The 19,117-nt window shown below is 71.2% G+C and carries 17 protein-coding genes and 1 tRNA gene; 16 read left to right on the top strand and 2 right to left on the bottom strand.

The genetic code is table 11. The features are described 5' to 3' along the window. Positions 1-4: 4 nt before the first annotated feature. The 7 genes from ACGFU6_RS31135 to ACGFU6_RS31105 all read left to right on the top strand — a co-directional run bounded on the left by ACGFU6_RS31135 (position 5) and on the right by ACGFU6_RS31105 (position 6,805). On the top strand, positions 5-1,051 hold the full coding sequence (locus tag ACGFU6_RS31135; protein ID WP_123524618.1) for a LacI family DNA-binding transcriptional regulator: 1,047 nt from the start codon (positions 5-7) through the stop codon (positions 1,049-1,051). 178 nt (positions 1,052-1,229) lie between these two features. After that, entirely contained in the window at positions 1,230-1,955 is a 726-nt protein-coding gene (locus tag ACGFU6_RS31130; RefSeq protein WP_393615789.1) for a DUF4232 domain-containing protein, read from the top strand. 131 nt (positions 1,956-2,086) lie between these two features. Then, the gene (locus ACGFU6_RS31125) at positions 2,087-3,208 is read left to right on the top strand and encodes a S1C family serine protease (RefSeq protein WP_393615787.1); all 1,122 of its coding nucleotides are present in this window, start codon (positions 2,087-2,089) and stop codon (positions 3,206-3,208) included. Between the two features lie 88 nt (positions 3,209-3,296). Continuing rightward, positions 3,297-4,028: a response regulator transcription factor gene (locus ACGFU6_RS31120; RefSeq protein WP_393615785.1), complete on the top strand. Its 732-nt coding sequence runs from the start codon at positions 3,297-3,299 to the stop codon at positions 4,026-4,028. Beyond that, positions 4,025-5,464 (top strand): ATP-binding protein, encoded by a 1,440-nt coding sequence (locus ACGFU6_RS31115; RefSeq protein ID WP_393615784.1) that lies wholly within the window; start codon positions 4,025-4,027, stop codon positions 5,462-5,464. Before ACGFU6_RS31120 ends, ACGFU6_RS31115 begins: the two co-directional genes overlap by 4 nt. Before the next feature lie 93 nt (positions 5,465-5,557). After that, on the top strand, positions 5,558-6,067 hold the full coding sequence (locus ACGFU6_RS31110) for a DinB family protein (protein ID WP_393615782.1): 510 nt from the start codon (positions 5,558-5,560) through the stop codon (positions 6,065-6,067). Positions 6,068-6,373: 306 nt separating this feature from the next. After that, positions 6,374-6,805: a hypothetical protein gene (locus ACGFU6_RS31105; RefSeq protein ID WP_393615781.1), complete on the top strand. Its 432-nt coding sequence runs from the start codon at positions 6,374-6,376 to the stop codon at positions 6,803-6,805. Between the two features lie 312 nt (positions 6,806-7,117). Here ACGFU6_RS31105 and ACGFU6_RS31100 read toward each other — a convergent pair whose 3' ends face one another. Then, the gene (locus ACGFU6_RS31100) at positions 7,118-8,011 is read right to left on the bottom strand and encodes a phosphatidylinositol-specific phospholipase C (RefSeq protein ID WP_393615779.1); all 894 of its coding nucleotides are present in this window, start codon (positions 8,009-8,011) and stop codon (positions 7,118-7,120) included. Between the two features lie 223 nt (positions 8,012-8,234). On the opposite strand from ACGFU6_RS31100, the gene ACGFU6_RS31095 reads away from it, so the two are divergent. Next, positions 8,235-8,307, top strand: a tRNA-Val gene (locus ACGFU6_RS31095). Positions 8,308-8,485: 178 nt separating this feature from the next. On the opposite strand, the gene ACGFU6_RS31090 is transcribed toward ACGFU6_RS31095, so the two are convergent. Beyond that, positions 8,486-10,378: a bifunctional metallophosphatase/5'-nucleotidase gene (locus ACGFU6_RS31090; RefSeq protein WP_393615777.1), complete on the bottom strand. Its 1,893-nt coding sequence runs from the start codon at positions 10,376-10,378 to the stop codon at positions 8,486-8,488. Positions 10,379-10,594: 216 nt separating this feature from the next. Between ACGFU6_RS31090 and ACGFU6_RS31085 the strand changes: the two genes are divergently transcribed. The 8 genes from ACGFU6_RS31085 to ACGFU6_RS31050 all read left to right on the top strand — a co-directional run bounded on the left by ACGFU6_RS31085 (position 10,595) and on the right by ACGFU6_RS31050 (position 18,975). Beyond that, entirely contained in the window at positions 10,595-11,665 is a 1,071-nt protein-coding gene (locus ACGFU6_RS31085) for a YhcG family protein (protein WP_393615775.1), read from the top strand. A 70-nt stretch (positions 11,666-11,735) separates the two neighbouring features. Further along, complete coding sequence (mshD, locus tag ACGFU6_RS31080; protein WP_393615773.1) at positions 11,736-12,683, top strand: mycothiol synthase; 948 nt, start codon at positions 11,736-11,738, stop codon at positions 12,681-12,683. A 91-nt stretch (positions 12,684-12,774) separates the two neighbouring features. After that, positions 12,775-13,185, top strand: coding sequence for a GntR family transcriptional regulator (locus ACGFU6_RS31075; RefSeq protein ID WP_123527660.1), 411 nt, complete (start codon positions 12,775-12,777; stop codon positions 13,183-13,185). Beyond that, on the top strand, positions 13,182-14,081 hold the full coding sequence (locus tag ACGFU6_RS31070) for an ABC transporter ATP-binding protein (RefSeq protein WP_393615771.1): 900 nt from the start codon (positions 13,182-13,184) through the stop codon (positions 14,079-14,081). The genes ACGFU6_RS31075 and ACGFU6_RS31070 overlap by 4 nt, the downstream gene beginning before the upstream one ends. Next, positions 14,078-15,052, top strand: a complete 975-nt coding sequence (locus tag ACGFU6_RS31065; RefSeq protein WP_393615769.1) for a hypothetical protein — start codon at positions 14,078-14,080, stop codon at positions 15,050-15,052. Before ACGFU6_RS31070 ends, ACGFU6_RS31065 begins: the two co-directional genes overlap by 4 nt. 254 nt (positions 15,053-15,306) lie before the next feature. Beyond that, on the top strand, positions 15,307-17,562 hold the full coding sequence (locus tag ACGFU6_RS31060) for an RNA degradosome polyphosphate kinase (protein ID WP_393615767.1): 2,256 nt from the start codon (positions 15,307-15,309) through the stop codon (positions 17,560-17,562). Next, entirely contained in the window at positions 17,549-18,535 is a 987-nt protein-coding gene (locus ACGFU6_RS31055; protein WP_393615765.1) for a CHAD domain-containing protein, read from the top strand. The genes ACGFU6_RS31060 and ACGFU6_RS31055 overlap by 14 nt, the downstream gene beginning before the upstream one ends. After that, the gene (locus ACGFU6_RS31050; protein WP_393615763.1) at positions 18,532-18,975 is read left to right on the top strand and encodes an NUDIX hydrolase; all 444 of its coding nucleotides are present in this window, start codon (positions 18,532-18,534) and stop codon (positions 18,973-18,975) included. The genes ACGFU6_RS31055 and ACGFU6_RS31050 overlap by 4 nt, the downstream gene beginning before the upstream one ends. Positions 18,976-19,117: the final 142 nt, after the last annotated feature.

Here is a 19,117-nt window from a genome sequence, read left to right as displayed (position 1 = left end):
GCGCGTGGCCAAGGTGACGCGGGACGATGTGGCGAGACTGGCGGGGACGTCGACCGCGGTCGTCAGCTACGTCATCAACAACGGACCCAGGCCGGTCGCCCCGGCCACGCGCGAGCGGGTACTCGCCGCGATCAAGGAGCTGGGCTACCGGCCCGACCGGGTCGCCCAGGCCATGGCCTCGCGGCGGACCGACCTCATAGGGATGATCGTGCCGGACGCGCGGCAGCCGTTCTTCGCGGAGATGGCGCACGCGGTCGAACAGGCTGCCGCCGAGCGCGGGAAAATGGTGCTCGTCGGCAACTCCGACTACCGCGACGAGCGCGAGGTCCACTACCTGCGGGCCTTCCTCGGCATGCGGGTCTCCGGGCTGATCCTGGTCAGCCAGGGCCCCAGCGAGCGGGCGGCAGCCGAGATAGAGGCCTGGGACGCCCGGGTCGTGCTGCTGCACGAGCGGCCCGAGGCGATCGACGACGTCGCGGTCGTCACGGACGACGTCGGGGGCGCCCAGCTCGCCACCCGTCACCTGCTGGAGCACGGCAACGAGTACGTGGCGTGCCTCGGCGGCGTGGAGTCGACCCCGGCCGTCGGTGACCCGGTGGCCGACCACGTCGAGGGCTGGCGCCGGGCGATGCACGAGTCCGGCCGCTCGACCGAGGGCCGGCTCTTCCAGGCCCCGTACAACCGGTACGACGCCTACCGGGTGGCGCTGGAGCTCCTCGCGGGCCCGGACCGTCCCCCGGCGATCTTCTGTGCGACGGACGACCAGGCCATCGGGGTGCTGCGGGCCGCGCGCGAACTGCGGATCGACGTGCCGGGCGAGCTGGCGGTGGCGGGCTTCGACGATGTGAAGGAGGCCGGGCTCACCGATCCGCCGCTCACCACGGTCTTCTCGGACCGCCCGGCGATGGCACGGGCGGCCGTGGACCTGGTCCTGGACGACTCGCTCCGGGTGTCGGGCTCACGGCGGGAGCGGCTGAAGCAGTTCCCCTCGGCGCTGGTCGTCCGCCGCTCCTGCGGCTGCGGCGAGCCCCCGGCGGCCCGGCGCGGCTGACAAAATGGTCTGTCCCCCTACCTCCGCTTTCACGTAACGGGGCGTCGACCCGCCTGTCACAGCGGCGTCTTGATCCAACTCCGGCCGCAACGGCCCGCCCGGCGATAGATGTCCTATGAAGCAACAACGCCCGCTCAGCCGGAACGGGCGTTCCCCCCACTGCTTCTCAGGAGTCCCCATGCGCGTCAGGAAGATCTCGGCTCTCGCCCTCGTCGTCGCCGCCGCCGGCCTCTCGCTGACCGCGTGCGGCGGCAGCGACGGATCGAGCGCTTCCGCCGACAGCAGCACGTCCGCCTCGGCGAGCAGCTCCACCGGCGGTCGGGACGCCGGCTCCGGCAACGCGAGCGACTCCACCGAGGACGAGACCTCGGCCTCGGGACAGTCCTCGTCGTCCGAGTCCGGCTCCTCGTCCACGTCCGGCTCCGCCGCCAAGTCCGACTCCTCCTCCGCCGGCTCCGGCCTCGGCACCGAGACCTCGGCCTCGGCCGCCATGTGCCGGACCGACGATCTCGCGTTCAGCACCGCCTCAGCGGGGGTCAGGAACCAGGTGGTCGTCAACCTGAAGAACACCGGCTCCGGCAAGTGCAGCATGCACGGCTTCCCGGGCGTCGAGCTCGTGGGTCCCGACGGACTGGGCGACACCGGGCCGGACGCCGCCCGCACCGACGCCGAGGCGTCCACCGTCACCATCGCGCCCGGCGAGGAGACCCGCTTCCTGCTGCGCTACATCCCGGCCACCGACGGTTCCGGCAAGACCTACACCCGGCTCTCCGTCACCCCGCCCAACGAGAAGGTCTCGGCCATCGCGAACCTCAACGGCCTGACGATCACGGTCCCGTCCTCCGCCGGCTCCCCCGACGTCTTCGTCGACCCGATCGGCTACCACACCGGCTCCGGCAAGTAGGCGCGGAGCAGCCCCGCCGACGGGGGCCGAGGGCGCCCATGAGAGGCCTTTATATCGGGCATACGAGGTTCTGCCGGGCTTCTCAGGGCGTACTCACGCTCCTCTCATCTTCGCTGGACACTCTTCTAGACATGACAGAGAGCCAGCGCCCGAGCGGCGAGTACCCGATGTACCCCTCGTACGGCAACGGCGACGCGGCCTACCCGCCGCCGCCGTCATACCAGCCCCCGCAGCCGGCGGGCCCGGTCGGCGGTGACCCCGTGTGGCCCGCCCCCGAGCAGCAGCCGGCGCCCGAGCCGTCCGCTCCCCGGCGCCGGGCCCGCCGCCCGGTCGCGCTCCTCGCGGCGGTGGCCATCGCGGCGGCGATCGTCGGCGGCGGCACGGCCACCGTGATCGGGCAGCTCACCGACCACGGCACGAACAGCACCGGCAGCGGCGTCATCCCGGGCACCACCGTCTCGCAGAGCAGCAAGGGCACCGTCTCCGGTGTGGCGGCGGCCCTGTCACCGACGATCGTCGAGATCAGCGCGTCCTCGAACGCGGGCCAGTCCACCGGCTCCGGCGTGATCATCACGTCCGACGGCGAGATCGTCACCAACAACCACGTCGTCGCGGGCGCCTCCTCGGTCAAGGTGACGCTCAGCACCGGCAAGACGTACACCGCCGACGTCGTCGGGACCGACCCCGACAAGGACCTCGCGCTGATCAAGCTCCAGGGCGCGAGCGGGCTGAAGACGGCCACGCTCGGCGACTCCTCCAAGGTCGCCGTCGGCGACCAGGTCGTCGCCATCGGCTCGCCCGAGGGCCTCACCGGCACCGTCACCAGCGGCATCGTCTCCGCGCTCGACCGGGACGTCACGGTCGCCAAGGAGGGCGACAGCGGCCAGGGGCAGGGTCAGGGGCAGGGGCAAAGCCAGGGCCAGGGCCAGGGCCAGGGCGGTCAGGGTGGTCAGGGCGACGGACAGCAGTGGCCGTTCGAGTTCGGCGGCAAGCAGTTCAACGGCGACACCGGCGACTCGACCACCACGTACAAGGCCCTGCAGACCGACGCCTCACTCAACCCGGGCAACTCCGGCGGTGCGCTGATCAACATGAACGGCGAGATCATCGGCATCAACTCCGCTATGTACTCCGCGAGTTCCGCCGCAGGCTCGGACAGCTCCGCCGCGGGCAGCGTCGGCCTCGGCTTCGCCATCCCGGTCAACACCCTCAAGGCCGACCTGGACACCCTGCGGGCCGGCGACAGCTCCTGACCCGAGCCTCAGCACCTGGACCGTGCGAGGCTGAGAAGCTGGACGCCAGCACCCAGCCCCGTCACGACGACAAGAGGACGAAGCAGCGATGAGCCCCGCCGAAGACGATCCGCAGCGCATCCTGATCGTCGACGACGAGCCCGCCGTGCGCGAGGCCCTGCAACGCAGCCTCGCGTTCGAGGGATACGGCACCGAGGTCGCCGTCGACGGTCTCGACGCCCTCACCAAGGCGGAGTCGTACGCCCCCGACCTCATCGTCCTCGACATCCAGATGCCCCGGATGGACGGGCTGACCGCCGCCCGCCGCATCCGGGCCACCGGCACCACCACGCCCATCCTGATGCTCACCGCCCGCGACACCGTCGGGGACCGGGTCACCGGGCTCGACGCGGGCGCCGACGACTACCTCGTCAAGCCCTTCGAGCTGGACGAGCTGTTCGCCCGCATCCGGGCCCTGCTGCGCCGCAGTTCGTACGCGGCCACCTCGGGCGCCGAGCTCCCCGACAACAACGTGCTCGCCTTCGCGGACCTCCGGATGGACCTCGCGACCCGCGAGGTCAACCGCGGCACCCGCCTCGTCGAGCTGACCCGCACCGAGTTCACCCTGCTGGAGATGTTCCTCGCCCACCCGCGCCAGGTACTGACCCGCGAGCAGATCCTCAAGGCCGTCTGGGGCTTCGACTTCGAGCCGAGCTCCAACTCGCTGGACGTGTACGTGATGTACCTGCGCCGCAAGACGGAGGCGGGCGGCGAACCCCGCCTCGTCCACACGGTGCGGGGCGTGGGCTACGCGCTGCGGGCGGGCGGGGGCGAGGCGTGACCGGCCCGCTCCGGCGGATCCGCGCCCTGCCGCTCCGCTCCCGGCTGGCGCTGCTGGTCGCGACCGCGGTGGCCGTGGCGGTGGCGGCGGTGGCGGCGGCCTGCTGGTTCGTGACGCGGGCGCAGCTGGAGCACCAGGCGGATGCGACGCTGCGCTCCACCAAGGTCGACAAGGACTATCTGGGCGATTTGTACAAGTACTGCACCAGCGCCACCAAGCTGCCGCCCCGGCCCTACACGGGCTTCACCGTCCAGCTCATCGATGCCCAGGGCACGGTCTGCATCGCGCCCGACTCATCGAAGCTCCCGGTGACCGAGGCCGACCTCGCGGTGGTCAACGGCGAGAACGGCGGAGCACTTCACACGGAGACCGACACCGACGGGGTGAAGATGCGCGTCTTCACCTACGCGGTGACGGTGACGGTGTCGCGCGGGCCCGGTCTGCCGGGCACCGACCTCACCCTCGGCGTCTCCGTCGCCCGTCCCACGAGCGAGATCAACAGCCCCCTCTCCACCCTCGCCTGGGTCCTCCTCCTCGTGTCCGGCATCGGCGTCATCGGAGCCGGCGCCGCCGGTCTCTGGGTCGCCCGCTCCGGACTGCGCCCCGTCGACGAGCTGACCGAGGCCGTGGAGCACGTGGCGCGCACCGAGGACCTCACCGTCCGCATCCCGGTCGAGGGCGAGGACGAGATCGCGCGCCTCTCCGAGTCCTTCAACTCGATGGCCGCCTCGCTCGCCACCTCCCGGGACCGCCAGGCCCAGCTGATCGCGGACGCCGGCCACGAGCTGCGGACCCCGCTCACCTCCCTGCGTACGAACGTGGAGCTGCTCGCCCGCAGCGACGAGACGGGCCGGGCGATCCCGCCGGACGACCGCAAGGCGCTGATGTCCTCGGTCAAGGCCCAGATGACCGAGCTGGCCTCGCTCATCGGTGACCTCCAGGAGCTGGCCCGCCCGGACGCCGCCCAGCCGGGACCGCTCCAGGTGGTGTCCCTGCACGACATCACCCGCACCGCTCTGGAACGCGCCCGCCTGCGCGGCCCCGAGCTGACGATCACGGCCGAGCTCGCCCCCTGGTACGTACGGGCCGAACCGGCGGCCCTGGAGCGGGCGGTCGTCAACGTCCTGGACAACGCGGTGAAGTTCAGCCCGCAGCGCGGCACGATCGACGTCGTCCTGCACCGGGGCGAGCTGACGGTGCGGGACCGCGGCCCCGGCATCCCCGCCGACGAACTCCCGCACGTCTTCGAGCGCTTCTGGCGCTCCCCGTCCGCCCGCCAGCTCCCCGGCTCGGGCCTGGGCCTCTCGATCGTCGCGCGTACGGTCCAGCAGGCGGGCGGCGAGATCGCCCTGCTCCCGGCCACGGGCGGCGGGACGGAAGCGGTGATCCGGCTGCCGGGAGCACCGCAGCCGCCGCCGGACGCGCCGCAGGGGTGACCTTCTCCTCGCCGGTCGACGGCCCTCGTACGGGGACGCTCGACGGGACTGGATACTGGCCCTCAACGCAGGCACGGATGAGGAGCACGACCGATGACCAGCGACAATCGCATAGGACCGCCCAGTTTTGGCAGCGAACGCGACATGCTGCGGGCTTTCCTCGACTACCACCGCGCGACCCTCGCCATGAAGTGCGAAGGGCTCACCGACGAGGAACTGCGGCAGCGGTCGATGCCGCCGTCCACGCTTTCGCTGCTCGGCCTGGTGCGGCACATGGCGGAGGTGGAGCGGGCTTGGTTCCGTCGGGTGTTCGAGGACAACCGCGCCCCCATGGTCTGGTCCGACAAGACCGACTTCCAGGCAGCGTACGACGCGAGCGCGTCGACCAGGGACGAGGCGTTCACGGCCTGGGATGCCGAGGTGGAGAACTCGCGCCGTATCGAGCGGGAAGCTACGTCCCTGGACCAGGCCGGGTGTCAGCCACGCTGGGGCGAGGAGGTGTCGCTGCGGATGGTGATGGTGCACGTGCTTCTGGAGTACGGCCGCCACAACGGGCACGCGGACCTTCTGCGTGAAGGTGTCGACGGGACCGTGGGCGCCTGAGTCCGCAGGAGCCATCGGACTCCACACGCCGGCCAGTTCCGGAGAATCGCCTGCGGGGTTGAAGGGATGGAGTCCAACATCGGTGCGCGACGGCAGGGTTCTGACGGCCGCCGGCACCACGGCCACACCTGCCGGCCCGTCCTGCGCTCACTGACCGCCTACGAGCACTGACCCTTTGGGATCGATCACCGAGGGGGTCTGTCCGGCCCTGTTCCCACCGCCGGAAAGATCGTTGCTCTGCTCCGCCCCCGCATTCCATACTGAGTGCCGCCGCCGGAGATTCTGGCGGTGTTCAGGGGGGTAATCATGCGTATTGCTCGTAAGGCAGGCGTCGCGCTGACCAGTCTCGTCATGGCCGGGGGCCTCGCCACCGCGGCATCCGGCTCGGCTTCCGCCGCGGCGGACGAGATCTGCGGGTACCCGGCCGTCGACGTCTACAACAGCGCCGGCAAGTGGGCCGGCTCCGCCCAGTGGAGTGCGAACCCCGGCTGTGGCGTAACGGGGGACACCCTCGGCGCCTTCGACTCCACCGCCGACGGATACGGCATCGTCGCCCATCTGAGCGCGCCCGACGGCAGCATCGCCGAACGTGTGGTCAGCACCTCCGGCCACAACTCGCCCTACACCGCGTGGAAGAGCGGCAACCTGCCCGAGGGCCATCAGTACGTCATCTGGGCCTGCCTGACGAAGGGCGGCGTCGCGTCCCACTGTACGAAGACCAAGACCGTGACCTCCTGACGCTCGCGTCCGAGACGCCTTGCGCCTGACGGGTCGCGCACCCCTCGCCGGGTGAGCCCCGGCCGCCGCGGTGGATTCCGCGGTGGCCAGGGCTTTCGGCCGGGTCGACGCAAGGACATTCACAGCCGGCTTGCGGGGGTCCGGCTTCGGGACCCGGAAGTACGTGGCCGGCTCCAACCCGCACAGGGCGGATCGCCGCGCTCCCCTCACGTCACGACGAGTGTGCCGGAACAGCGCCGGACTGAGCGAGAACCCGGTGCGCACGGAGGACGACCGCCGCCATGCCCGGCTCTACGCGTGGGGAATGACGGCTCAGCCTGCCGGGTTGTGCCGGATCAGCGATTCCACCAGCCCGGACCGGGTGGCCGGGAAGTCCAGCGGGACGATGCCGAGACCGGTCCAGCCGGACGTCCCCGAGCTGTCGAGGAACGACTGGACCTGCGGGTTGAGCCGGTCCGCGTTGGAGCGGACCGGGAGCAGGGCGGCGGTCGAGACGTAGTTCATGAACAGCTTGCCCGGCTGCTCGGCCGCCTTGCGGAACTGAGCCTCGATCTTGGGGTACTTGGCGAACGGCTCCGCCATGTAGTCGTCCTGGATGTCGAAGAGGCCCGGATCGGCGTAACGCACCCCGGGAAGACCGCCGTTGTCCGCGAGCAGGACCACCTTGCCGCGCGCACCGCCCAGCGTCGGCAGCCCGGAATCGATGTGGAACAGCGGCCGCCAGCCCCTGTTGTCGAGGTAGTCGTCGAAGACCGCCCGGAACGCCGCGTCGCTCTCCTCCGAGTACTCCTGCTTCACCCGCATCAGCACGGTCTCGCCCGGATGTGCCGCCAGGAAGTCCCAGCAGGCGCCCAGCACATCACCGAACATCAGGTTCTGGAACGAGGCCCCGTGATGGATCGCGAAGGATCCGCCGGTGATCCGGCACCGTACGTCCAGGAAGCGCAGACCGCTGTCCAACTGCTGCGCGATCGTCGTGTTCTGGCACTCGGTCCAGGGCCCGCCGTAGCGGGCACCGGAGTCGTGCGAGCCGGGGATGGTGAGGCGTCGCAGCTCGGTGGGGTCCGCGATGCCGCTCATCCAGTCCGGGGTGGTGAATGCCCGGCGGGCCGAGGCGCGGGCGGGCGCCGACCCCAGGACGGCGGTGGCGGAAACGGCCAGTGCGCCGGCCAGGAAGTTCCGGCGGTTGGCTGTGTACGGGCTCATGCGGGGACGCCTCCGGGTGCCGTGGGGGGAGAGCAGCTCACGAATTATGGCGGGTGCACGTCATACAGGGAACAGGGCTTCGCGGGCACTGCGGAGCAACATGGTTCGAGGAGAACTGTGTTGAGCCAGCGGCCTGCCGCGAAAGCGCCGATCGGCTCGGTGCCGCCGCCGCATATTCGAGTGCGCCACGGAATGGGTGGTGGGTACGATCACGAGCGGGGTGGGGGTCGTAGCGCAGTGGTCGTCGCACCTTCTCTACAAGTAGGGGGACGCCGGTTCGAATCCGGTCGACCCCACCCCGTCACCCCGCCCGGCTCCCGCCTTGCCGCTCTCGAACGCCGCCGGGCCGGGGACAGCACCCTTCACTGCTTCTGGGACAGGAGCCGAACAAGCCGGCGGCCCGCCACTTCCCGTGGCGGGCCGCCGGTCTTCGGGTCCTGTCCGATCAGAGGGACACTCCCTCTCGCGTCGGAACTACTGAACGACCGTGATCCGGTCCGTCGCCGGCGGGGCCAGCGGCGCGGCGGCCGTGGAGTGCGCGGCCAGGTAGGCGTTGAACAGGTCCAGGTCGGAGGCGCCGACCAGCTTGTTGGTGCCCTCACCGAGCGCCGCGAAGCCGTCGCCGCCGCCCGCCAGGAACTCGTTCATCGCGACGCGGTACGTCTTGGCGGGGTCGATCGCCTCGCCGTTCAGCAGAATCGTGTCGGCGACCACCCGGTCCGCGCCCGACTTCGTCATGTCCAGCGTGTACGTGAGGCCCTTCGACACCTGAAGGATCTTCGGGCTGGCCTCGTTCGAGCCGCTCACCTGCTGCTGGAGCGCGCTGACGAGCTGTGCACCGGTCAGGTCGAGGACGTTCATCATGTTGGTGAACGGCTGCACGGTGAACGACTCGCCGTACGTCACGACGCCGTCGCCCTCACTGCCCGACGCCTTGTACACCAGGTCGGCCCGGATGCCGCCCGGGTTCATGAACGCGACGACCGCCCCGCCCTTGTCCGCCGGTGCCAGGCCCTCCAGCTGCGCGTCGGCGATCAGGTTGCCGAGCGGCTTCTCCGGGGCCGTGGAGCCGCGGCCGTTGATGTCGGCCGAGATGTAGCCCTGCGGCCGGTTCGCGATCGGCGCCGCGAGGGTGTTCCAGCGCGCGATGAGGGCCGTCATGTCGTTGGCCGGTGCCTGGTCCCGGTCGACGATGTGGTTCGCGGCGACCGGGTTCGCGGGCGCGGGGTGGTGTGCGGGGTGGTGCTTCGACGAGGCCTTGGAGGCACCGGAGCCCTTCACCGCCGTGCGCACGATGTCCTTGGTGCGACGGTCATAGGTGAGCGTCGTGTCCGTGTACAGCTTGCCGAACGACGAGGCCGAGGTGACCAGGCGCGGGTTGCCCGCCGGGTCCGGGATGGTGCACACGTACGCCTGGTGGGTGTGGCCCGTCACCAGCGCGTCGACCTTCGGCGAGATGCCCTTGGCGATGTCGGTGATCGGCCCGGAGATGCCGTCACCGGCGGCCGGGCTGTCGCAGTCGTAGTTGTACGACGCCGAGACGGGCAGGCCGCCCTCGTGGATCAGGGCGACGATGGACTTGACGCCCTGCCGGTCCAGCTCCTTGGCGTACTTGTTGACCGTCTCGATCTCGTCGTGGAACTTCAGGCCCTTGACGCCGTTGGCGGTCACGATATTCGGGGTGCCCTCCAGGGTCACCCCGATGAAGCCGATCTTGACGCCGTTCTTCTTCCACACCGTGTACGGCTTGAGGATCGGCTTGCCGGTCTTCTCGCTCGTCACGTTGGCGGCGAGGTAAGGGAAGTCGGCACCCTTGAACTTCTTGCCCTTCTCGTAACACCCCTCGACCGGGTGGCAGCCGCCGTTCTGGAGGCGGGCCAGCTCGGTGGCGCCCTCGTCGAACTCGTGGTTGCCGACGCTCGTCACGTCGAGGTCGATCTTGTTGAGCGCCTCGATGGTCGGCTCGTCGTGGAAGAGCCCCGACAGCAGCGGGCTCGCACCCACCATGTCGCCGCCGGCCGCGGTGATCGAGTACGGGTGGCCCTTGCGCGCGGTGCGCAGCGAGGAGGCGAGGTACTCAACCCCGCCGGCCGGAACGGACTTCACCGTGCCGTCGGCCTGCGTCTCGCTGACCGTACCGGCCGAGCCGGCCGGCGGCTCCAGGTTGCCGTGCAGGTCGTTGAAGGACAGCAGTTGTACGTCGACGGTCCGGGCCGGCGTGTGATGGCCGTGGTCCTTGCCGTGTCCGTGTCCGCGGTCCTGCGCGCCGGCCGGCATGGCCGCGACGAGCGCTCCGACGGTGGCGAGCCCGGCCGCGGCGGCGAGCACCCGCCGGGACGCGCGGTTCTTCTGCGGTGTCGCTGACATCGGTCCCCTTGTGAGTTCAGCGGAGGTTCGAGATTCGAGAGTGGTGACGAGTCTGGAGACTGCGTGCCGCAGCCTAGAGTCAACGCGCGTAGCGCGACAGGTGTTCGGGGTTACGAACTGGTTGCCGCCCGATCGGAACGGGGTCATTCACCCATCCGGCGTACATATGCGAGCAGAAACGTCACTGCCTGCATATGACAGACAAATATTTGCTCCATGGACAACGGCACCACGGCCAAGACGGTCATCCCCGCTCAGCAGGCGGCCGAACTGCCCCCGGGCTTCCACGAGATGATCGACGACCTGAAGTCCCTCGTGCGCGGCGCACACGTACGCGCACAGCTCAAGGTGAACACCGAGATGCTCCAGATGTACTGGGAGATCGTGCGGACGATCCTGGAGCGGCAGCGGGAGGAGAAGTGGGGCGCCAAGGTCGTCGGACGCATCGCGACGGAGCTGCGGACGGAGTTCCCGAACCAGCGGGGGTTCTCCCGCAGCAGCCTGCACTACATGCTGAAGATGGCCCGCCTCTGGTCCGAGCCAATTGTCCAGCAGCCTGCTGGACAATTGCCCTGGGCTCACCTCCAGGTCCTCATGGACAAGTGCAAAACCCGTCCCGAGCTGGACTTCTACATCCAGCACGCCGTCAGCAACGGCTGGTCCCGGGACGATCTGACCTCGGCGATCCATCACTCCCTGCACCTCTCGCACGCCGCCGCCCTCAACAATTTCGACGCGGTGATCCCCGAGCGGTCGGCGGCCGCGAAGGAGATCATCAAGGATCCGTACCGGCTCGACTTCACCGAGCTGGAGGGAACGCACACGGAGCGGGATCTGGAGAATGCTCTCGTCTCCCGGCTCGTCCGGTTCCTCACCGAGCTGGGCGTCGGCTTCGCGTTCGTCGGCCGCCAGTACCCGATCGTCGTGGGTGACAGCGAATACCGCATCGACCTGCTCTTCTACCACTGCAAGCTGCACTGCTACGTCGTACTGGAGCTCAAGACCCGCAAGGCCCACCCCGAGCACTTCGGCCAGCTTGGGTTCTACGTGTCGGTGGTCGACGACCTGGTCCGGGACAAGGCGCACGACGGCCCCACCATCGGAATTCTGATCGCCGAGAGCCGTGACCGGGCGATGGTCGAGTACGCACTGCGCGGCCACAGCCAGCCGCTGGCCGTCAGCACGTACGCCGGGCTGCCCGAGCGGATGCGCGAGCTGCTGCCCGCCGCCGAGGACCTCTCCCGCATCGCGGACGCCGTGCTGAACCCGCCGGACCCCGCCGAATGACGGGGGCCCGCCTCATCGCCCCGCACCACCTCACCCCGCACCGCACCGGGCGCCCCGTACGCTCGTACACATGACGACTGACGTACCCCTCCCCGCCCCCGGACGCGAGATCCAGACGCTCGACGCCCTCTCCCCCGAGCAGGCGGAAGCCGTCTCCGGGCTGCTCGCCGAGGCGGCCCGGTCCGACGGCAGGCAGGCCGTGTCCGAACAGGGGCGGCTGCAGCTGCGCGGCGGGCACCGGCAAGGTGTGCGGCACTTCCTGCTGACCGCCGGGGGCGTGCTCGTCGGCTACGCGCAGCTGGAGGACACCGACCCCGTGGAGGCGCCGGCCGCCGAGCTGGTCGTGCACCCCTCGCACCGCGGGCACGGGCACGGGCGGGCGCTCGGGGCGGCACTGCTGGCCGCCACCGGGAAGCGGCTGCGGGTGTGGGCGCACGGCGGCCGGTCCGCGGCGCGCCACCTCGCGCAGGTGCTCGGCCTCTCGCTCTTCCGCGAACTGCGCCAGCTGCGGAGGCCGTTGAGCCCGTTGAACATCGCGGAGCCGGTGCTGCCGCCGGGCGTCACCGTCCGCGCGTTCGTCCCCGGGCAGGACGACGCCGCCTGGCTGGCCGTGAACCGCGCCGCCTTCGCCCACCACCCCGAGCAGGGCTCGCTGACCCAGCGCGACCTCGACGACCGCAAGGCCGAGCCCTGGTTCGACCCGAAGGGCTTCTTCCTGGCCGAGCGCGCCAACGGTGCCGGCGACTCCGGTGCCGCCGAGCTGATCGGCTTCCACTGGACGAAGGTGCACGCCGAGGACCAGCTCGGCGAGGTGTACGTCGTCGGCATCCGGCCCGACGCACAGGGCGGCGGCCTGGGCAAGGCACTCACCGCGATCGGGCTGCGCCACCTCGCCGCCGAGGGGCTGCCGACCGCGATGCTCTACGTCGACGCGGACAACACCGCGGCCGTGGCGGTCTACGAGCGGATGGGCTTCACCACCCACGAGGTCGACCTGATGTACCGCACGGAGTCCTGAGCCCCCACAACTCACCAGGGAGGCGGCGTCGGTTGACGCCGCCTCTTTTTTACGCCACCCTTTCACTACTCAATTAGTGAAAGGGGTGAACATGGCACAGTCCGCAGCGGTCGAGTTCCGCATCGACCGGCGCAGCGGCGTCGCCACGTACCTCCAGATCGTCCAGCAGACCAAACAGGCCCTGCGCCTGAATCTGCTCAGGCCCGGCGACCGGCTGCCCACCGCACGCGAGGTCGTGGAGGCCACCGCCATCAACCCGAACACCGTGCTCAAGGCCTACCGCGAGCTGGAGCGCGAAGGGCTCGTCGAGGCCCGGCGCGGTCTCGGCACCTTCGTCACCAGCACCCTGGGCGGCGCGGCGGCCGCCGACGACGCCCCGCTGCGCGCCGAGCTCGCCGACTGGGCCCGCCGCGCCCGCACCGCCGGACTGGACAAGGACGACGTGAGCGCGCTCTTCACCGCCGTACTGAACAAGACCTTCGAGGGAGAACAGGCCGGATGACAGGCGCTGCGATCGAGGCCGAGGGCCTCGGCATGAAGTACCGGGGCAGGGGCGGGGGCTGGGCCCTGCGCGACTGCTCCTTCCGGCTGCCCGCCGGACGCGTATGCGCCCTCGTCGGCCCCAACGGCGCGGGTAAGTCCACCCTCCTGAGCCTGGCCGCAGGCTTCCTGCGACCGGCCGAGGGCACCGTGCGCGTGCTGGGCTCGACCCCCGGGGACGCACGTGCGCGCATGGCCTTCGTGGCCCAGGACAAGCCGCTGTACCCGCAGTTGACGGTCACCGAGACCCTCTGGGCGGGCGCCGAGCTCAACCCGGACACCTGGGACCAGGACGTCGCCGAGCGCATCACCGAACCCCTCCCCGGCAACGCCAAGGTGCGCACCCTGTCCGGCGGCCAGCGCACCCGGCTCGCGCTGGCCCTCGCCCTGGGCAAGCGGCCCGAACTGCTGCTCTTGGACGAGCCGATGGCCGACCTGGACCCGCTCGGCCGGCACCAGCTGATGGGCGCCCTGATGGCCGAGGCCGCCGAGCGGTCCACCACCATCGTGATGTCCTCGCACATACTCGCCGAGCTGGAGGGCGCCTGCGACTACCTCCTGCTCGTCGACGGCGGCCGCGTCCGCCTCGGCGGCGAGACCGACGACCTGCTCACCGCGCACACCCTGCTCACCGGCCCGGTACGGGACCTCGCCCCGCACACCGTCGTCGAGTCCCGCACCACGGGGCGGCAGCTGACCGCACTCGTCAGGAGGGAGGGCCCGGTGGACGCGTCCGCCGGCTGGGAGACGGTGGAGCCGTCGCTGGAGGAGCTACTGCTGGCGCACCTGCGCTCGCCGGACGCGCCCGCGCTGCTTACGCCGAGCGCGGCGCCGGCCCGAGAGGCGGTGGCCGCATGAGCACCCTCGCCCTGCGCGGCCCCGCCCGCGTCGTCGTCCTCCAGCACCGCCGCGCCCTGTGGATCGCGGGGGCGCTCGCGCTCGCCGGGATCGTCCTGCTGACCGCATCCGTGTGGTGGAACTCCGGCACGGCGGACACGTACGCGGACAGCGGGTGCTCGTACCTGGATAGCTCCCCGCGGTGCCTCGCAGCGTTCGACGACATGCTCAGCCACCAGGCGTGGCTCAGGGACGTGCTGCGGTACGCGGGCACCGCCATGATGGTCCTGCCCGCGGCCATCGGCCTGTTCGTCGCCGGTCCGCTGATCGGCCGGGAGCTGGAGAGCGGCACCTACCGGCTGTCCTGGTCCCAGTCCGTCTCCCCCGCACGCTGGCTCCTTGCCAAGCTCACCGTTCCGGCGACGATCACGCTGGTGGCGGTTTCGGTGCTCACGGCGGTGTTCGCCTGGAGCCGGACCTCCCCCGACACCGACCGCCTCGCCTGGTACGACACGAGCACGTACGCCGCGATGGGCACCCTGCCCACAGCGTCGGCCCTCTTCGCCATCGCCCTCGGCGCACTCGTAGCGCTGCTGGTGCGCCGCACACTGCTCGCCATGGGCATCACAGCTCTGGCCTACGGGGCGGTGGCGCTCGCGCTCGGCGCCGTACGCAGCAGCCTCTGGGCGGTCACTACGGTGGTCACGCCGCTGAACGCCACCCCGACCGGTCTCCCGGGCAGCACCCTGTTCGTCGGCAGCGGGCTGATGGCGGGAGAACAGCGGCTGCCCGGCGAAACCTGCTACCGGAACCCGGTACCCGAGGGGGTGGACCGCTGCCTGGCCGACCACCACGTCACCGGCACGTACACCGACTTCCACCCCGCCTCCCACTTCTGGCCCCTGCAGCTCGTCGAGACCGGCATCGTCCTCGTCCTCGCCGCCGCCGCGGCCGCCGTCGCCTTCCGGGTGCTGCGCCGCAGCCACGGCTGAGCGGCCGCGAGGCCAACCGGTGGCCGTGTCCGGGGGCGGCATCCGCCCCCGGACACGGCCACACCGCTTCCTGCATGTCATGTCGCCGTTACCGGGCATTCAGACGCCCTTGCGACCCTCTCAGGATGCAGCCAGCTGTGCCGTCCCCCCGCAACGGGAGAATTCCCGGCAGAGAACGCGCCGACCGTGCGATCTCCGCGATCTCACCCCCCTCCGACGCGCCCCCGGAGCACTCCGCGCGGAAGAATGGGCCCATGAGCCAGCAGCCCAGCTCCGAGGTCCCGGTCCAGCCCGCCGCTCAGCCGTCCGTCGGCTCCCTCGCCGCACACCGGCCGCACGCCGTCGCCGCCCCCGCATCCGCCAGCTCCGCCTTGTCCACCGCGGCCGATCTGGACCCCGACATCGACGCCGACGCCGACGCGTACGAGCCCGATGTCGACGGGGACGAGCTGCCGCAGGGCCGGTTCCTGGACCGCGAACGCAGCTGGCTCGCGTTCAACGAACGCGTTCTGGAACTGGCCGAGGACCCCTCGACCCCCCTCCTCGAACGGGCTAATTTCCTCGCCATCTTCGCCTCGAACCTGGACGAGTTCTTCATGGTCCGGGTCGCGGGTCTGAAACGCCGCATCGCGACCGGTGTCGCCACCCGGTCCGCCTCCGGCCTCCAGCCCCGCGAGGTCCTCGACCTGATCTGGACCCGCTCGCGCGAACTCATGGCCCGGCACGCCGCCTGCTACCAGCAGGACATCGCCCCCGCCCTGTCCGACGAGGGCATCCAGCTGATCCGCTGGCCCGAGCTGACCGAGAAGGAGCAGGCCCGCCTGTTCACCTTCTTCCGGCAGCGCGTCTTCCCCGTACTGACCCCCCTGGCGGTCGACCCGGCGCACCCCTTCCCGTACATCTCCGGCCTCTCGCTCAACCTCGCCGTCGTCGTACGCAACCCGGTCAGCGGCCACCGCCACTTCGCCCGGGTCAAGGTCCCGCCGCTGCTGACCCGCTTCCTGGAGGCCTCCCCGCAGCGCTACGTCCCCATCGAGGACGTCATCGCCGCGCACCTGGAGGAGCTCTTCCCGGGCATGGAGGTCCTCGCACACCACATGTTCCGGGTCACCAGGAACGAGGACCTGGAGGTCGAGGAGGACGACGCCGAAAACCTCCTCCAGGCCCTGGAGAAGGAGCTCATGCGGCGCCGCTTCGGCCCGCCGGTCCGCCTGGAGGTCGAGGAGTCCATCGACCCGTACGTGCTGGACCTGCTGGTCCGCGAGCTGAAGGTGTCCGACGCCGAGGTCTACCCGCTGCCCGGACCGCTCGACCTCACCGGACTCTTCGGCATAGCGTCGCTGGACCGGCCGGAACTGAAGTTCCCCAAGTTCATCGCCGGCACCCACCGCGACCTCGCCGAGGTCGAGTCCGCCTCCGCGCCCGACATCTTCGCCGCCCTGCGCGAACGCGACGTACTGCTGCACCACCCGTACGACTCCTTCTCCACCTCCGTCCAGGCCTTCCTGGAACAGGCGGCGGGCGACCCGGACGTCCTCGCGATCAAGCAGACCCTGTACCGGACCTCGGGCGACTCCCCGATAGTGGACGCCCTCATCGACGCCGCCGAGTCCGGCAAGCAGGTCCTCGTACTCGTCGAGATCAAGGCCCGCTTCGACGAGCAGGCCAACATCAAGTGGGCGCGCAAGCTGGAGGAGGCGGGCTGCCACGTCGTCTACGGACTCGTCGGCCTCAAGACGCACTGCAAGCTCTCGCTCGTCGTCCGCCAGGAGAGCGACACGCTGCGCCGCTACTCGCACGTCGGCACCGGCAACTACCACCCCAAGACGGCCCGGCTGTACGAGGACCTCGGCCTGCTCACCGCCGACCCGCAGGTCGGCGCGGACCTCTCCGACCTCTTCAACCGGCTCTCCGGCTACTCGCGCCGCGAGACCTACCGCCGCCTGCTGGTCGCCCCCAAGTCGCTGCGCGACGGACTGATCGCCCGGATCAACAAGGAGATCGCGCACCAGCGGGCCGGCCGGCCCGCCTACGTACGCATCAAGGTCAACTCGATGGTCGACGAAGCGATCATCGACGCCTGCTACCGGGCCGCGCAGGCGGGCGTCCCCGTCGACATCTGGGTACGCGGCATCTGCGCGATCCGCCCCGGCGTCACCGGGCTCTCCGAGAACATCCGGGTCCGCTCGATACTGGGCCGCTTCCTCGAACACTCCCGGGTGTTCTCCTTCGGTAACGGCGGCGAACCCGAAGTCTGGTTCGGCAGCGCCGACATGATGCACCGCAACCTCGACCGCCGCATCGAGGCCCTGGTCCGGGTCACCGACCCCGCCCACCGGGCCGCGCTCAGCCGCCTCCTGGAGACGGGCATGGCCGACACCACCTCCTCCTGGCACCTGGGCCCCGACGGGAACTGGACCCGGCACGCCACGGACGCGGAGGGCCGGCCACTGCGGCACGTACAGGAAATGCTCATTGACGCCCGGAGGCGCCGGCGTGCGACGCCCTGACCACCAGACCCAGACGGACGTGACCGCGGGGGCGGTGCTCGCACCGTATCTCCGGTCGCAGGCAGCGGACTTCCTGCGGAGTCTGCGCCTGCACCGCGAGAACAGTGCCCCCACGGACGCCGGTCCGCAGGCCGCCGAGCAGGCCGCCGGAGCGCTGCGCCGCTCGTCCCGCCGGATCGGCGCCACCCTGCACACCTTCCGCACCGCGCTCGACCCGCTCTGGGCCGAGCAGCTGCGCACCGAACTGGCCTGGCTCTCCGGCACCCTCGCCCGCGAGCACGCGTACGCGGACCGGCTGAACCGGCTCCTGGAAGCGCTGCACGGACTCTCGGGGACACCCCTGCCCGCGGCCCGCACCTCCTCCGGTGGCGGCGGCGCGAAGGAACGCGCCGCACTCGGCGTCGGTGCGGCGCGCGCCGGCGCACTGCTGGAACGGCAGCTGACCCTCGCCCGGACCCGCGCGCACTCCGCCGCCCTCCAGGCCCTCGGCTCCTCCCGCTTCCACGCGGTGGCCGACGCCGTCGCGCTGCTCGCCTCCGAGGTCCCGCTCGCCCCCTCGGCCGCCGCCCCCGCCGCCGAACTGCTGGCCGAACCCGCCGACCGGGCCGAGCAGCGGCTGCTCGGCGCGGTCGCGGCCCTCGCATCGGACGAGTCGGCCGAGCCGTACAACGAGGCGCAGGACGCGCCCTGGCACCGGACCCGGCTGCTGCTGCGCCTGCACCGGTACGCCCACGAGGTGGTGCGCGGCGCCCCCGATCCGGTCCTGGCCGGGCCGGGGCACGCCCTCGACCTGCACCGGGACGCGGCGGAGGCGGCGGCCGCCGCGGCGTCGGCCGCCCGTACGCCCAGGATCGCGCCGGCGACCGCGTACGCCCTGGGGGTGCTGCACGCCGACCAGCGCCACGAGGTGGCGGCGGCGCGCGCGGTGTTCCGGGAGACCTGGCCGTACGCGGCGGCCGTGACCTCGCGATGAACGGCACGGTGCGGGCGGCGGGGTGCGTGCTCTGGCGCCGTCCGCCCGCATCCGGCGTCGGGGCCGGGGTCGGTGCCGTTGCCGGGGCCGGGGTTGAACTGTGTCTCGTGCACCGGCCGCGTTACGACGACTGGTCCTTCCCCAAGGGCAAGCTGAAGCGCGGCGAGTCGCTGCGGGACGCGGCTCTGCGCGAGGTCCTGGAGGAGACGGGCCACCACTGTGTGCCGGGCGCCGTGCTGCCCATGGTCCGGTACCTGGCGAACGGGCGCCCGAAGGAGGTCACGTACTGGTCCGCCGAGGCCACGGCGGGCGCCTTCGTCCCGAACCGTGAGGTGGACGCCGTGGTGTGGCTCCCCCCGGAGGCCGCCCGCGCCCGCCTGACCCACCCGCGCGACCGGGCCCTGCTGGACACCGCCCTCCCGGTGATCCCGACGGCCTGAGCGCCGTAACGCAGCGCCCCGGCCCGCCCGCCGCCGTTCCGGACCGGGCGGCCCCCACGGATGACGGGTGCCTCGGCCCCGCTCCGCCGACCGGAACCGGGCCGCCCGACACGGTTCACCTTCCGTTCACTCACCCCCGCAA

Origin of the sequence: Streptomyces sp. NPDC048462, assembly GCF_043200175.1 — a bacterium.
Classification (GTDB): Bacteria; Actinomycetota; Actinomycetes; order Streptomycetales; family Streptomycetaceae; genus Streptomyces.
Note: the sequence above shows the minus strand (reverse complement) of the source record. Positions and strands in the feature narration are given on the sequence as shown.